10 protein-coding genes and 1 tRNA gene are annotated in these 15,915 nt (G+C 64.0%); 5 read left to right on the plus strand and 6 right to left on the minus strand.

What is annotated here, in order from left to right; translation table 11 throughout:
* Nucleotides 1–279: 279 nt before the first annotated feature.
* A complete protein-coding gene (locus AC3WJD_RS03590; RefSeq protein ID WP_492744845.1) occupies nt 280–1,002 on the minus strand; it encodes a queuosine precursor transporter in 723 nt (240 codons plus the stop codon).
* 117 nt (nt 1,003–1,119) lie between these two features.
* Here AC3WJD_RS03590 and AC3WJD_RS03595 point away from each other — a divergent pair.
* Nucleotides 1,120–1,196: transfer RNA gene (locus AC3WJD_RS03595), tRNA-Arg, on the plus strand.
* A gap of 190 nt (nt 1,197–1,386) precedes the next feature.
* Here the strand turns inward: AC3WJD_RS03595 and AC3WJD_RS03600 are convergent.
* Entirely contained in the window at nt 1,387–2,475 is a 1,089-nt protein-coding gene (locus tag AC3WJD_RS03600; RefSeq protein ID WP_492744597.1) for a PepSY-associated TM helix domain-containing protein, read from the minus strand.
* Between the two features lie 17 nt (nt 2,476–2,492).
* On the minus strand, nt 2,493–4,793 hold the full coding sequence (locus AC3WJD_RS03605; RefSeq protein WP_492744599.1) for a TonB-dependent siderophore receptor: 2,301 nt from the start codon (nt 4,791–4,793) through the stop codon (nt 2,493–2,495).
* Nucleotides 4,794–4,969: 176 nt separating this feature from the next.
* Between AC3WJD_RS03605 and AC3WJD_RS03610 the strand changes: the two genes are divergently transcribed.
* Nucleotides 4,970–7,066: a TonB-dependent siderophore receptor gene (locus AC3WJD_RS03610; RefSeq protein WP_492744601.1), complete on the plus strand. Its 2,097-nt coding sequence runs from the start codon at nt 4,970–4,972 to the stop codon at nt 7,064–7,066.
* The gene (locus AC3WJD_RS03615) at nt 7,036–8,262 is read left to right on the plus strand and encodes a PepSY-associated TM helix domain-containing protein (RefSeq protein WP_492744603.1); all 1,227 of its coding nucleotides are present in this window, start codon (nt 7,036–7,038) and stop codon (nt 8,260–8,262) included. The genes AC3WJD_RS03610 and AC3WJD_RS03615 overlap by 31 nt, the downstream gene beginning before the upstream one ends.
* Before the next feature lie 451 nt (nt 8,263–8,713).
* Here the strand turns inward: AC3WJD_RS03615 and AC3WJD_RS03620 are convergent, their stop codons facing one another.
* Both AC3WJD_RS03620 and AC3WJD_RS03625 read right to left on the minus strand, forming a co-directional pair.
* Nucleotides 8,714–10,351 (minus strand): alginate export family protein, encoded by a 1,638-nt coding sequence (locus AC3WJD_RS03620; RefSeq protein ID WP_492744605.1) that lies wholly within the window; start codon nt 10,349–10,351, stop codon nt 8,714–8,716.
* Nucleotides 10,352–10,390: 39 nt separating this feature from the next.
* Entirely contained in the window at nt 10,391–11,734 is a 1,344-nt protein-coding gene (locus AC3WJD_RS03625; RefSeq protein WP_492744607.1) for a dicarboxylate/amino acid:cation symporter, read from the minus strand.
* A 270-nt stretch (nt 11,735–12,004) separates the two neighbouring features.
* On the opposite strand from AC3WJD_RS03625, the gene AC3WJD_RS03630 reads away from it, so the two are divergent.
* Nucleotides 12,005–13,663 carry a sensor histidine kinase gene (locus AC3WJD_RS03630; RefSeq protein ID WP_492744608.1) on the plus strand — a complete coding sequence of 553 codons (1,659 nt, stop codon included), beginning with the start codon at nt 12,005–12,007 and terminating at the stop codon, nt 13,661–13,663.
* Complete coding sequence (locus AC3WJD_RS03635; protein ID WP_492744610.1) at nt 13,660–14,952, plus strand: sigma-54-dependent transcriptional regulator; 1,293 nt, start codon at nt 13,660–13,662, stop codon at nt 14,950–14,952. Before AC3WJD_RS03630 ends, AC3WJD_RS03635 begins: the two co-directional genes overlap by 4 nt.
* A gap of 445 nt (nt 14,953–15,397) precedes the next feature.
* On the opposite strand, the gene AC3WJD_RS03640 is transcribed toward AC3WJD_RS03635, so the two are convergent.
* Nucleotides 15,398–15,853, minus strand: a complete 456-nt coding sequence (locus AC3WJD_RS03640) for a DUF6130 family protein (protein ID WP_492744612.1) — start codon at nt 15,851–15,853, stop codon at nt 15,398–15,400.
* Nucleotides 15,854–15,915 lie beyond the last annotated feature (62 nt).

Genomic DNA, 15,915 nt, shown 5'->3' on the forward strand with positions numbered 1-15,915 from the left:
CCCCGGCCTGCGCTCGATTTATCTCTCCGCAGTGCGATTGCCTCGTATGACAATCGTCGCACCTCGAAATCCGCGTTTTTACACGTCCTCGACCCAATTGCGCACATCAGTTCCTCCCCGGTACGGGGAGGTGGCAGCCCGAAGGGCTGACGGAGGGGCTGCGCTGAATTGTCGGGCTTTGTGCCAGCCCCTCCACCACGCTTCGCGTGGTCCCCCTCCCCGTACCGGGGAGGATCTGTACGCCCGCTCCGCACGACATACAGGACATCGTTCGGTCCGCTAAACCTTCGCGCTGAACGGCGTGAAATTCGTGCCCTTGTCGAACACGTCCACGCCCTCGCGGCGCTTGAGCCAGCCGACCACGGCATAGGTGACGGGGGTCAGCACCGCCTCCCAGCCGACCTTCAGCGCCCAGTTGGTGACCATCACCGTCGCGACCTGCCAGTTCTCCCACACGCCGAGAAAGGCGAGCGGGTAGAAGATCAGACTGTCGATCCCCTGCCCCACCACCGTCGAGCCGATGGTGCGCGTCCAGAGATGCCTGCCCTCGGTCCACACCTTCATCCGGGCGAGCACGAAGCTGTTGGCGAACTCGCCCGCCCAGAAGGCGAGGAGCGAGGCGAACACGATGCGCCAGGTGTTGCCGAATACCGCTTCATAGGCCGCCTGATCGCCCCAGCCCGCGGCGGGGGGCAGCGACACGACGACCCAGCTCATCAGCGCCATGAACAGCATCGCGACGAAGCCCGCCCAGACGCAGCGCCGTGCGCGCGCATAGCCATAGACCTCGGTCAGCACGTCGCCGATCACATAGCCCAATGGAAAGAACAGGATGCCCGCGCCGAAGGTGAAGCCGGCTACCGTCGAAAGCTTGGCCGCGCCGATCAGGTTCGAAAGCAGCAGCACCGTGACGAACGCCGCCATGACGAAGTCGAAATAGCGGAAATGCCCGCCTGCAACCGCCTGTGCCGAAACCGCTTTCGGCGCGCCCGTTTCCCCCATGTTCATGCGGCGTCACACTATCGAGGTTTCCTGCCCATGCAATCCACGCTATGCGCATGCGCGTTGATGCATGGTCCGGGCGCAAAACCGCGCCCGTTTTACTGGCCGTGCATGCGTGCGCCCGTAGCTCAGCTGGATAGAGCACGAGCCTTCTAAGCTTGGGGTCGCAGGTTCGAATCCTGCCGGGCGCGCCAAATACCGTCGTCAGCCGCCGTCTCATGCGCTAGCGCCGCGCCGGCTACGCCGGCGTATTAGGCCGGGCGGCCAACGGCGGAATGGGAGTTCAAGTCATCCCACACGGCGGCCGCTTCGCGCTCAATGTCGGGCCATTCAAGGTGTACTTGACAGCGGATGTTCCATTAGGTGCAGGCATGCGCCTGACCCTTAACCAAGTGGTGACTTAGCCGGCGTCCGTCGTCGCTTATTCGTACCTGGTTTTCGTGCCCTGACCCAAAAACTCCACACTGCGAACGAACCAAGCAGTGTCAGTCCGATGCCCGAGACCGTCATCACCAGCCGGTAGGCGAACCCGCCGACCTTGGCGGCGTGAAGCGGATAGGCCAGGTCGAGGACGCCCAAACCGTTGGGCAGCGAGCGCGCATCCCGTGCTTCGATCAGATGCCCATCATGCGCACTGTACCACAGGTTCGTGCGTCCGTTAGGCACCCATTCCGGCCGCTGACGCAGCCGGAAGAGGATCGGATCGCCCGCCTTTCGCGGAAAGGCGAGGAGCCGGAGTTCTGCCTCAGGGAACCGGCGTTTTGCGTCCGCGAACATGGCCGCCCAATCCAGCCGTGCGGCCGGCGGACGCGGGTCCGGAGCCGGCGGGACGGTCGCGGCCTTGATTTCGCTGGCCGATGACCACGGACTCACGAGTGCCAGGCCGACCGGTTTCAGCGCCATGGCTGCGCCGGTCACGAACGACAGCAGCAGAAGTGGGGCGAGGAGGATGCCGAGATCGCGATGATGACGAAGAATTGCGGGGCGGCTCAACCGGGCCGGCAGGAACCTGGGCGCGAATGTTCGACGATGCTGCCACCAGAGGAGCGTGCCCGTAACCACGAAACCGATCCCCAGCAGTGCGCAGACTCCGACGATCGTCTCTCCGTCATGGCCCAGGAGCAGGTAGCGATGGAAATTGAACAGCCAGAGTTCGGGGCGCTCCCACAGGCTTTGCCACTGGCTCACAACGGCGCCGCCGTTATCCAGATAGCGGCCCGATCCATCGCTCAGAACCACCCGGTGGAACGGGAAACTGTTGGAAGAGAAAATGATGTAGTCCGGCCTCGCGGCCGGGCTTTGCTCCGCTGCAACGGCGATGTCCGACAGCGGCGCGATCGTTCGCACCGCACCCGCCATCGGCCGGAATAACTGGTCGGCGTGAAGCAGCAACGCGCCGGTGGTACCAAGCAGCGCCAGTATCAGCCCGATCAGGCCGCCCGTCCAGCGATGCAGCAGGAGGATCGTACGCATGATCGCTCCGCCGCAGATCAGAGCTCGATCGTCAGCGCCAGCTTGACCGACATGGGCAAACCCTGGGCAAGCAGGCTCGTTCCGGTCGCCGCCCAGTAGCGTTTGCCGGTGACGTTCTGGCCGTAGGCCCGCAATGTCGCTTTCCTGTCGAGCAGATCGAAGCTGTAGCTCGCGCCCAGGTCGAACGTTTCGTAGCCCGGCACATAACCTTGGTTCAGCGCGTTCACCGCGCGTCGCCCGACATGGAAGACGCCGGCGGAAAGCCGCAGGCCGGGCACCGGCGGCACGCGATATTCGACGAACAGCGAGCCGGAGAATTTGGCGACGTTCTCGATCCGCTTGCCAATCACGTTCGCGGCGCCCGATTGCTGGGTCGCGTCGAGCGTCATCGCGCTGGCCGAGATCGAGAGGTCGCGCGTCAGTTCGCCGACCGCACCGAACTCGACACCCTCGTAGGTCGCCTCGCCATCCTGAACCAAGAAGTTGGCGCTGTTGAGATAGGCCGAAGGCCGCTTGATGTGAAAATACGCCCCCGTCAGCATCAGACCGCGCAAGGGCTCCATTTTGATCCCGGCTTCCTTCTGCTTGCTGATCGCGGCTGGCAGTATCTCACCGGCGTTGTTGGCGATCTGCTGGGCGACGGGACCCGGCTCCAAACCCTCGATATAATTGGCGTAGACGCTGACCCACTGCACCGGCTTAACCATCAGGCCGTAGGAAAAAGTATCGGGCGTGATCTTCAGACTACTGGTCCGACTGACGTCGCTGTACTCGGTCTTGCGGTAGCCGATCGTGGCCTGCAGCCAGTCTCCCAATGACGCCCGGTCGAAAATGTACAGGCCCAGATCCTCGGTTCGCGTGGGATTGGGGATGATCCGCGGCGCGGCAGGCTGCTGCGGGATCGCGACGGGATTGTAGAGGTTCTGGGCGAATGCGGTCCGCACGGCGATCGGGACGTTGCCGTCACGGGTTTGGTAGGCGACTCCGGCGAGCAGGTTGTGTTCGATCGGCCCGGTCCGGAAGGTTCCGGAGATGTCGCCGCGATAGATGGCGTTGGTATAATCGTTACCGCGCGTCTGGGCCACTGATAGCGTTCCATTGCCGGTGGCGAGATCGTAGCGGCCGAACGACGAGAAGGCGCGCTCGCGCGTCAGATACGATCGCCCGACTGCACCGGAGATCCGCCAGTTCGGCGCGAAGTCGTAGTTGACGCGCGCCAGGAGGTTGGTCTCCCGACCCCGCGCCTGCATCCATTCATCGCCGAGGTTCTGCGACGCGGCCTGCAGCGGGGGAATCGTGATGACGCCATTGACAGCGGCAAGGCTGAGCACGGCGGGTTCGGAGATGGTCTTGTAGATATACTCCGCGTCCAACAGCACCTCGAGGTTATCGGCAACCTTCCAGTCGAACGCGCCTGTCACGAAGAACCGCTCGCCGCTGGTGCGCTTGACGCCGGTCTCGATCAGCGAACCGCCCGCGTTCACACGAAACCCGGCATTCCCGAATCGGCGGCCGATATCGATATTTCCACCGACCGAACCATTGGTGTCGCCCTTGATCTCGACTCGGGTCACCGGCGCGGCGGTCGGTCGTTCGGTCACGAGATTGACGATGCCGGATGGCGTCGCGAAGCCATAATAAAGTCCGGCCGCGCCCTTGAGCACCTCAATGCGGTCCTTGCTCTCGATCGGCTGCTCGATCAGATTGAGGACCGGGAGAACGCCGTTCCACCGGTAATTCGTGAAGTTGTTCAGATTGATGCCACGTATGGCGAGATTGCTATAAATGCTGGTGTTGATCTGCGCTTGGGAGACGCCGGGCGTGTTGCGCACGGCATCGATGACGGACTGCGCCTGCTGGGCGTCGAGCAACTCCTTGGTCATTATCGCGACGGTGAGCGGCGTATCCAGGAGCCGCGCATCGCGGAATGTCCCAGCCTGAACGAAATCCGCGCCGAAAGTGTGTCGGCGATCTGCTGTTACAACAATTTCCGTTTGGAGCGCCTCGGCTTCCAGCGCCTCTTTCCGGCCGGCTTCTTGCGCCTGTGCGGGCTCCTCAGCGTTGGCTGGGGTGGAGGCGGTAGCAACCAAGGCAACGCCAGCAAGCAGTTGAATGCCAATCCGGCTGGTCCGAATACACCATGTGTTGGTCATAAAGAAGTTCTGCCCATGCTCCGATCGGCACGCCAATACGCTATTGCGAGGCAGTTGCAAGTCTGTGTGGTGCTCTGCCACCACGCCGTGCGCGCACCTCAGCACGGCCTGAAGTTCGAACGAGGTGCTTCCACGCGCCTGAATCTCGGTATCGGCCTCGGCCAAACGTCCACTCCGCGTTCGTCGAGCTGTTGACAGGGATGTTCGCTCGCTGCGCGCGCTTGCCCAGAGGGGCAGGGCTCGCGGTCACAGGCGGCCCCCTCGAAGCCAATCGAATGACGACGCTATTGCAACGCACTCGCAACTTAGATAGGCGCGTCCCTTGAATTTCTGGGGGGAATATGTCTCGATTGTTTCTAAGTATCGCCTTTTGCACGGGCATTGTTGCTGCGCCTGTGGCAGCCCAAACATCGGCACCTGATGCAATCCCCACGCCTGCCGATCAGCAGTCGACCGGCGAACAAATCATCGTTTTCGGACGCATTGCCTCTGATCGCGTGCAGGACATCCCACAGACTGTAGATCTGCTAACCGGAGAACTGCTGGAGGAGAGCCGCAGCGAGACGATCGGTGATGCTCTGCGACTGGTTCCGGGCGCATCCAGGGATGGCTCAGTGTTCGACGTCTTCGGGGACTCATATTTGATTCGCGGTTTCTCCGCGAACCAGACAGTGAACGGCATGACAGCGAACGCGCTTCGTCAGGCTCGTGACACGGTGACGATCCAGCGGATCGAGGTCCTCAAGGGACCAGCGTCAGTGCTCTATGGTCAACTCCAGCCAGGAGCTGTCGTAAACATCGTAACGAAGCAGCCATCGCGGGAGTTCGCTGCGGAGACGACGCTCCGCAGAGCCCGCTTCGAAGACTGGCGTGGCACAGTCGACGTCAGTGGCCCCATGAATCAAGGTGGCGACCTCCGTTTCCGGCTGACCGGCGCGTACGACAACTCGGACAGTGTGCTTGATTTCTGGCACCGCAAACACTTGGTCTTTGCGCCCACCGTAGCGGCGGACATCGGCGATCAAACGACAATCACGATCGAAGCGCTATTTGTGCGCAACGAACTGGATGGCTTCCTGAACGGCTTTCCTGCTGAGGGGACGGTGCTTCCAAACCCGAACGGTCGCTTGCCGCGCTCGCTGGGATTGACCGACCCAACCTTCGAGCCCTCGATCCGCAAGAACAGCGAAATCAGCGCTCGCGTCGAGCATCGTTTCAGCGATACCGTCCGCTCGCGGCTTGGCCTGTCATGGACGAAGGAGAAGACGGACGAGGAAGGGATCTTCGGCCTCCTCGGCTGGGACGAACAGTTCCGCACGTTGACCCGGGCTCTTCTCACCTCTGAGTCCGATGGCGAGGCTTGGACGGCCTATGGGGACGTTGCGGCCAATTTCCGCACCGGGTCCGTTCGCCATGAAGTAATCCTGGGTGCCGATCACAGCTGGTTCGATCGTGATAATCTAAGCGAGGTGGCGCTGGCACCCAGCCTCGATGTGTACGATCCGGTGTACGAACAGGAGCAGCGGCCTGAGACATTCCCTCTGCCAGACTTCGGAAGCGCATCGGATGAGCGTAGCCGTAGCCTTGGGCTGTTCCTTCAGGACCGCATCGCACTCAGCGACCAGCTGCGGTTCGTCGGGGGCGTGCGGTGGTCGCGATTCCGCCAGCGGACTCTTACAAGCTTTCCCACCGGCGAGAGCGTTGAGGACCGGCAGAGTCAAACAGCCTGGACGAGCCAACTCGGCGTCCTCTTCAATCCCACGCGAAACATCAGCCTCTTCGCGAACCGGACCACGTCCTTCCTCCCGGTATCGGGTATCACCGCCGAAGGCCGGCCGCTCGATCCGGAAACAGGCGTGCAGTACGAGGTCGGAGCGAAGGCTACATTCGGTAGGGCATTGTCGCTCAATGCTGCGCTGTTTCACCTGAAGCGCGGCGACGTGGCTGTCTCGGATCGCGATGATCCGTCAGCGCTCATTGCGATCGGTGAGCAGGTGTCGAAGGGCTTCGAGCTTTCCACAACCGTCCGCCCTCTCACCGGGCTTGAGCTTTATGGCGGCTACGCCTTCACGAGAGCGAAAACGACTGAAGACACGAATGCCGAACTCATCGGCAAGCGTATCCGGAACGTCCCGCGCCACAGCTTCATCGCGCGCGGCACCTATGCGGTTCAGTCGGGGTTTGCTCATGGCCTTCGGCTCGGCGCGATCGGGACTTATACAGGCGACCGCGCCGGCGACCTCGAAGACACCTTCGAATTGCCAGGCTACTGGCGCTTTGACGTTCATGCGGACTACCCCGTGACCGACAACATCAGCGTCGGCGCAAGTGTCGAGAACCTGGCGGATAAGCGTTATTACACCCACGCATTCAGCCTTTTTGAAGTCTGGCCGGGCGCACCACGAACATGGAAATTGGACCTCACCGCCCGCTTTTGACGAAGGGCGGCAGCCGGCGTTGGCTTTTGGTCCTACTTCACCGGTACGTTGGCCTGTCCATAGCAGGCTTTCTGGTGATCGCTGGATTGACTGGCTCTATCCTCGCGTTCGAGCCGGAGCTTGACGCGGCGCTTAACCCCGACCTGTTCAGGGCGGTGTCCGCGCCTTCGCGCCCCGCCTTGCCGCTGGGAGAACTGATTAGACGCGTCGAGCAGGCCGACGATCGGCTTCGGGTTTCGGCGGCCCTGCTCCCGATCGACCGAAAGCAAAGCGTTCTGCTGTGGGTTGAGAGCCGCGACTCAAGCACGCCGCTCGGCTTCGATCAGTTGTTTGTGGACCCTGCATCGGCTCGAGCGTTGGGGAATCGGCAGTGGGGTGCTTGTTGTCTCGATCGCAAGCAGTTCATTCCGTTCGTCTACCAGATTCACATGACACTCTTCCTGCCCTCTGGGGCGGGAGCGCTGTTGATGGGGGGCGTGGCCATCGCCTGGCTGTTCGACAGTATCGTCGGACTGCTGCTTGCATGGCCGCGATCCCGAAATCAAGGCCGCGGCTGGTCCAAGACGCTGAGTTTCAAACGTGGCGCAAAGGGTTTCCGTGCGATGTTCGACCTCCATCGGCTCGCCGGATTGTGGCCTTGGCCATTGTTTATCGTATCGGCCGTGACGGGCGCATCGCTGAACCTGCGCGAGCAGATCGTGCAGCCAATGGTTGAAGCCGTATCTCCGCTCAGTCCTGGTCCGGTCGACGATCGGGCGGACCCCGCCCGACCCCCTGCCTTGCTGAGTTTCCACGATGGCGCCGAACGCGCAGTGGCGTCCGTCATCGACGAGCACGAGAACCCGACAATCCTCTATGCTACCCATTCGGCGGAACTGGGACTCTACGGTTTCGCCGTTGGTGAGCCGGTGGGAAATCCGAGAAACGGGCTAGGACCATCGTGGGTCTACATCGACGATCGAAGTGGCTCCGTCAGGCATCGGCAGGTCATGGGTGAGGGAAGTGGAGGCGACGTATTTTTCCAAGCCCAGCTTCCGCTCCACAGTGGCAGGATCGGCGGTACCGGGGGGCGAGTCCTGGTTGCGCTCTTCGGTCTCGCCGTCGCGCTCCTGTCTATCACCGGCGTTTATGTTTGGTCGCGAAAACGGTGGGCGCGTGCAGAACACCGTGCACGTGCAGCGGCTAGAGCCGCGTGAAGCTGTCCGCAGCGGGGGATTCGCGGCCTATTCATGGCGCCTGGATCGGCCAACCTTGCCCTCATAGGACCAGCGGCCCCGCATTGCGGCGCAGGTCGGAGGCCGACGCCAGGCGGCGGCTCTATAGTAGTATGAGGGTCGACATTATTCGTTATGTTTATCCTGCACGGCGCGCCAACGTGTTAATCGTAGTCGCTGCGGAAAGCGGCGATTGGGTGCGGGATTAGCGTAGCATTCGTGGCGGAACCCAGGCTCCGCGTGAGCTGCCCAACGACGGCTCAGTCGGACGATCTGGACGGACAGCTTTTGACAGCCGAGATGGGAATGCGGCCGTTCCGTACGGCAGTTTCGGATGTCTGCCCGAAGCTCGGTTGGCACCCGGTCGCAGGAGTGCAGGCTGCCAAAGCGCAGGTAGAGTAGGGTTAGCTCGCCATCGTCACCCTCGGGCGGATCACAAGCGAAAGCTCAACCAGGCGGCGAGGAAATCGGAGCCGGTGTAGCCAGCGCGCGTGAGTACCGGCCCGGCTTCGAGATGCTCGTAGCGTGCCGTAAACGAGAGACGCGGGCTAATCGTCCAGAGCAATTGCATCCGAAGGGATTCGGCGATCTTGGTCCCGCCCACCAGTTGCGTACCGGCGAAGGGCTGGCCGTTCGCGCGATAAACCGCGTCGTCGGCATTGGCACGCCAGGCGAATTGGTATTCGGTGGTCACGCGCACCCCGTCGACCGGGGAAAAGGTGAGGTTGGGCGCCACCGCGACCAAATTGGATGGCGTCAGGAACAGCTGGTAACTGTAGTAGACGTTGTTGCCGAATGGGGCATAGGCGTTGCGCAGCTTGCCCTGTCCATATCCTCCCCCGCCGCTCGCATAATCCGCACGCAGGCCGATGCGCGGCGCGCCCGGATCCCTGCCCAGTCGATAGTTCTGCGCGGTGAAGACGTGCCAGGCGTCGATCTCCTGGTCGATATAGGTGCCCCACTGGTGGTTGGCCGACCAGTCGATCGTCAGCCGCCCGACATCGCCCCATAGGCGGGCGCCGGCATAGTTGCGCTCGGCCGGTCCGATTCGTCCGCCCCAGGCGCCGACATCATTGGTCCGCCGCCACAAGAAGGGGTCGAGAAAGAGACGGGAGCCGCCGAGCCATTCAGGGGGCAGGACGACGCCGAAGGTTACACCATAGAACCGGCGCGCGGGATCGTTGACGTCGTCTTCCGGCCCGAGATCGCCGTAGGCTGTGGGCTTGAGGTCGAAGAGGTCCACGCGCAGCCGGCTGCCGCGCGCCCAGGCACGCCAGCCATTCAATGTGTAGCGGATCGTATTGTTGTCGCGCTGGCTGACGAGCTGGTTCGGGCCATCGGTGAACTCCTGTCGGCCATAGCGGCCTCCGATCGCGACATTGCCAATCGTCCCCTTTGCCTCGAAGAAATATTGCTGGAGAGCCAATGCATTCCGGAGCGTCGCCGGGGGCACGCCGAGCTGGCGCCCGCTGATGCTGCCGTGCGCAACCTCGCCATAAACGCGCAAATTGGGTCCGAGATGCAGATCGGCGCCACCGACGAGGCGGGTGAGGTCCTGCCGCTGATGCGGGCCTTCACGCAGGCCCGGGTTGCTGGTCATGTTGACCCGCAGCCGAGCTTCACCCGATAGCGTGAGGTAGATGTCGCCATCGGCGTCGAGCGGCAGGAACTTGAGCTGGTCGAGCGGATCGTCACGGCTGGCGGGATCGCGCATGATCCGCCAGTCCTCGGCCCAGCGCGACAGGCTGTAGCCACCCGTCGTGCTGCCTTCGCCGGTGGCAGCCGCCGGGTAGGGCCGCGGGGTGAGGGCGGGCGCCGACTGGTCCTGCGGAGAGGCCGGTTCGGCCGCCGCGGGCTCCCGGTGAACCGGCGACTGAGCATGAGGGGCCTGCGCCGCGTCTACGGCTGGTGCGCTGCGGGCGGTCGGTGCCTGTGCGGCAGCCTCCGCACCCGCCCCATCGCCAGCGGTTGATGGAATAGAAGCGGCTTGCGCGGTCTGGGCGGCCGGACTGGCAAGAACGAGGGCGGCCACGCCGGCACGGATTGCGCGCCGATGATTGAGGACGGTCATGTTTTCTCCTTGGGGTGCCGGTAACTCGGACCTCGGGCCCTATTCCGCCGCCACCATCCCTTCGGGCAGTTCGTCGACGCTCGGCAGCTCACCGCCGATCGCGGCGTCGAACTGGGCCTTGTCGAAGCTGCCTTCCCAGCGGGAAACCACCACTGTCGCCACAGCATTGCCGATGAAATTGGTGAGGCTGCGGCATTCCGACATGAACCGATCCACCCCCAGGATCAGCGCCATTCCCGCGATCGGCACGCTGGGCACGATCGAGAGCGTCGCTGCCAGCGTGATAAAGCCGGCGCCGGTCACCCCCGCTGCGCCCTTGGACGAAAGCATGGCGACCGACAGCAGCAGCAACTGCTCGCCTAGCGAAAGGTCCACCCCTGTCGCCTGCGCGATGAACAGGGCTGCGAGAGTCATGTAGATGTTCGTGCCGTCAAGGTTGAACGAATAGCCGGTCGGCACCACCAGGCCGACGACCGACTTGGGGCAGCCTGCGCGCTCCAACTTCTCGATCAGCGAGGGCAGCGCGCTTTCCGAGGAGGAGGTGCCCAGCACGAGCAGAAGCTCGGCCTTGAGGTAGCCGATCAGCTTGAAGATCGAAAAGCCCGCCAGCTTCGCCACTGTGCCCAGCACCACCAGCACGAACAGCAGCGAGGTGATGTAGAAGGTGGCGACGAGCCCCGCCAAATTGGCCATAGTGCCGATTCCATAAGCGCCGATGGTGAAGGCCATCGCCCCGAACGCCCCGATCGGCGCCGCCCGCATCACGATCGCCACCAGCTTGAAGAAGGCGATCGAGAGGTCCTCCAGCGCATTCAGCAGCCGATCTGCACGGGGGCCGACCAGCGCAAGCGCGATGCCGAAGAGAATGGCGACGAACAGCGTCTGGAGGATGTTCCCCGAGGTGAGCGCGCTCACCACGGTGTCGGGAATGATGTTGAGCAGGAAGCCGGCCAGCGTGCTCTCATGCGCCTTTTCGGCATAGTTGCTGATCTGCGAGGTATCGAGAGTGGCCGGATCGATGTTGAGCCCGTCTCCCGGGCGCACGACATTGCCGACGATCAGCCCGACGATCAGCGCTAGGGTGGAGAAGAAGAGGAAGTAGGCGAAGGCCTTGCCCGCGACGCGGCCTACCCGCCCGAGATCGCGCATTCCGGCGATGCCCGTAACGATGGTCAGGAAGATCACCGGCGCGATGATCATCTTCACGAGCTTGATGAAGGCATCGCCAAGCGGCTTCAGCGATTCACCAACCCCTGGCGCGAAATGGCCGACCAGAATGCCCGCCGCGATGGCAATGAGGACCTGACAGTAGAGGCGTCCGTACCAGGGCACCGCCCTTGGCGGGACGGGTGGGGCGTGGGGATGGACGATGTAACGCGCCATTGAGCTATCCTCTCCTCGGGCCCCAGTCTGATGCCGGTCCTCGTTGATGCCTCAGTATGACTCGCGTTTCTCCATGCCCCAAATGGCTGGCAGACCTGAGTCTGGATGAGCAATTTCAATAATTTAAGCTGAGTGACGAGAGGCCGCGTGTGCATTTTATTGGACAAGATGGGGCGCACTTGTGCAACAAATGACACGATGTTGAACGCGCGCACAAAGTTGGGCTCGGGGCGATTCGGTCGCACCGCGGGATGGTTCGTCGGAGCCCTCTTGCTGGCGATCCTCGCAGCAGTTCTCGCCGGCCTTGTGGCCGAACAGCGGGCCGAGGGGCGCGCGCTGGAGCGGATGCGGGTCGATGCACAGCTTCGGGCTGCCTTGCTGACGAGTGAGGTCGCGCGTTTTCGCCTGCTGCCGCTCGCGCTTGCTGGCGACAGGGACGTGGCGGCGGCGCTCTCGGGCGATCCGCCTGCCCGCAGCGCGCTCAACCGCAAGCTGGAGGCGCTGGCCAAGGAGACCGGCGCCGCGGTCGTCTATGTGCTCGATGCACAGGGGCGCGCGATCGCAGCGAGCAATTGGCGCAACCCCACAAGCTTTGTCGGCCAGGATTACGCCTTCCGCAGCTATTTCCAAGGCGCGCGGCGGAGCGGTTCCGCCGCCCAGTTCGCTCTCGGCACCATCAGTGCGCAGCCGGGCCTCTACCTCGCCCGCCGCACCCCCAACGGCGGTGTGATCGTGGTGAAGCTGGAGTTCGACCGGCTCGAGCGGCAATGGTCGGACGCCGCGGGCCACACCTATGTTCACGATGACGAGGGCGTGGTGCTGGTGACCAGCAATCCGCAACTGCGCTTTACCGTGAGCGGGAGATTGGCGCCCGAAAAGGCCGCACGTCTGCGCGACGAGTTCCGGCTCGGCGGCGAAGCGCTGCGGCCGTTGCCCGTTGGCCCCCCAAGCTTGTCCGTCGCCGTGCCCACCCAGGTTGAGGATTGGCAGCTGGTACATACGTTGCCCCGCGCCGCGGCGGTGGGCGGCGCGGTATGGCTGGCGCGCGTGGCCGGCGCTGCCGCCATGCTGGCGCTCCTTGCCGGCGTCGCGGTAGTCATCGGCCGGGCGCGCCGGCGCGGCGAAGCGCAGCGGGCCGAGGCCGTCCGCACGGCCGAACTCGAGGCTGCGGTCGTCAGCCGCACGGCCGAACTGCGGCACGAGATCGAGGAACGTCAGGCAAGCGAGGCGCGCGCTGCGACGCTGCGCGAAGGGCTTCGCCAGGCAAACCGGCTGGCCACCTTGGGGCAGGTCACCGCCGGCGTCGCGCATGAAACTGCGCAGCCCGTGGCCGCCATCCGCACCTTTGCGGCCAATGGCGAGAGGCTGCTTCTTTCGGGCGCGACAGAGGAGGTGCGCCGCAATCTGCAGGCGATTGGCAGGCTGGCGGATCGCATCGGCACCATAACCGCCGAGCTGAGGGACTTTGCGCGCAAGGCTCCACGCCCCGTCGAGCCTGTATCGCTGGCAGGCTTAATCGAGGGTGCACTGCTGATCCTCAAGGAGAAGCTGCGCGCGATCGAGGTGGTCTGCGACAAGCCGCCGCCTGACCTGCAGGTATTGGGCGGGCGCGTTCGGCTCGAGCAGGTTCTGGTCAACCTGCTGCAAAATGCCGCCGAGGCGCTGGAAGGCCGGCTGGACCCGCGCATCTCCATCATTGTCGAACCCGGCGACGAGCGCGTGCGGATCCTTGTGGCGGATAACGGGCCGGGGATCGCGCCCGACCTCGCCGAGCGGCTGTTCACCCCCTTTGCCACCAGCCGCGCTTCCGGCCTGGGCCTGGGTCTCGTCATCTCCCAGGACATCGCCCACGATCTCGGCGGCACGCTTCGCCTCCTACCGGGCGAGGGGGGCGCTTGCTTCGAGTTGATCCTGAGGCGCGTGCCGTGACCGGCTCTGCCCGCATTGCCCTGGTCGATGACGACAAGGACCTGCGATCCTCTGTTGAACAGATGCTTCGGCTTGAGGGCTATGAAGTGCTCGCCTTCCCGAGCGCGGAGGCGGCTCTGGGGCAGATCGGCCCCGACTTCGACGGTGCGGTGGTCACCGACGTGCGGATGCCCGGCATGGGCGGAATGGCGATGTTCCGGCACCTGCTGGAGCTCGACCCCGAATTGCCGGTCCTGCTGATGACAGGTCACGGCGACATCGCGATTGCGGTCGAGGCGCTCAAGGCCGGCGCGTGGGATTTCCTCACCAAACCGTTCGATCCCGATGCCTTGCTGGCGGCGGTGGCGCGCGCCGCGAGCAAGCGCGCTCTGACGCTGGACAACCGCCGGCTGCGCGGCATGGCGGAGACTGCGAGCCAGGCCTCGCCGCTGGTCGGCCGCTCGCCTGCGATCGTCCGGCTGCGGGAGATCGCAGGGGTGCTGGCCCAGACCGATCTCGGCCTTCTGATCGAGGGCGAAACCGGAACGGGCAAGGAGTTGCTGGCCCGGATAATCCACAATCAGGGGAACCGGCGTGGCCGCTTCGTCGCGGTCGCCTGCGCGGGAATCGAGGATAGCCTGATCGATGCGTCACTCTTTTCGGTAAGCGGGCCGATCGCTGCCGCCCAGGGCGGCACGTTGTTCCTCGACGATGTGGACCGGGCTTCGCCCAAGCTGCAGGCACTGCTCACCCGGTTTGCGGAGACGCAGACATTCCCGGACGGGCGGGGCGCCCCGCCGGTGAACTGCCGGATCATCGCAAGCGCGGGCGAAGGAAAGAATGCCGACAGCATCTCGCCGCCTCTGCTCTATCGTGTCGCAGGGATGCGTTTGCGGATTCCGCCGCTGCGCGAGCGCCCGGAGGACGTGCCGCTCTTGTTCGCTCACTTCCTCGGCGAAGCTGCAGGCCGCCTGCGCCGCGAAATTCCCGAGATCGAGGATGCGGTGCGCGATCGGCTGCTGACAGAGCGCTGGCCGGGCAATGTCCGCCAGCTCGCGAGTTTCGCGGATCAGGTGATGCTGGGCCTGTTTAACCCGTCGGGCGGCGCTGTCGCCGGCCCCGCGACTTCGCTCGCCGATCGCGTGGCTGCCTTTGAAAAGGCCGCGATCACCGATGCGCTTCGACAATCTGGCGGAGATGTCGCGCGCACCATCAATGCGCTCCGCCTGCCCCGCAAGACCTTCTACTACAAGGTCAACCGCCACGGCATCGACCTGGCAGAAATCCGCCGCGCGCTTGCCTCGGATTGAGTCAGCGGAAGGCCGCCGTTAAATGGTTGGCTTTCCACTCGATATGAACACTCGCCCGCTTCTTAGACGATTGACCGCTTCCAAGCGTTGGCAGACGGACACCAGCGACGATAATGGACGCGCCTGACGCTGGTCCACGCCGCGGGCGAGAAACCGCTTGTCTAAAATTCCCATTCGACATCGGCAGCGCGGACGGCGTCGTTGGGGTGGGTGCCAATTGGCAGCTCTCCGACATCCGACATCGCAGACCGGACAATCGCCTGTCGGCCACATTTTGCCAGTAGCGCCCACGCGCTGATGCAGCGGTGATAGCAGGAAAGCGGCGGCCTCAGGCGTTGCTATGGTAGCACAAACGGCGACACATATTCGTTATCTTTATCCTGCGCGGCGCGCCATTTTCGTTCAGAGCGACGTGTCGCCCGGCATCGGCGCAAGCCGGGCATCATCAGTGCCCGTGATGCGCGATATCGGGCACGACGAAGGTCACCGCTTGCCCGGTGATGACGCGATGCTCGGGGGTGGCCAGTTCAATCAGGACCTTGTGCTTGCCTGCGGGGAGTCCGACCAGGACGATCGCGTCGTTGCCGCCCGCATCGGCCCAGCGCCAAGGCAGGTCGTCGACGGTGACGTGCAGATGGCCGGCTCGGGGAGACACGTCACGCGCGCCGGGCCCGAACACGGGCAGGATGCGGAAGTTCTCGGTCCGGTATGGAATGATGACTACGCCCCGGTCGGCGAGCGGCTCGGCAAGCGGCGGATCCACAAAGAGCTTTGGCGGAGGCTCGTTCTGAATGGGGAGGAAAGGCGTCGCCTTGGGCGCGCGATCCTCGCCCTCAGCCATCGCACCCGTCGCCAATGCCAAACCGGTTGCCGAAATCACTATGCGGGCAAACATGTTCATCGGATTGTCCTTTTTCAATCGGGAACGGCCGATCGCGCCCATGCCGGGGACCTGTGCCCGGC

The sequence above is a fragment of the Sphingobium sp. FW306-1B-F04DB genome (genome assembly GCF_058781925.1).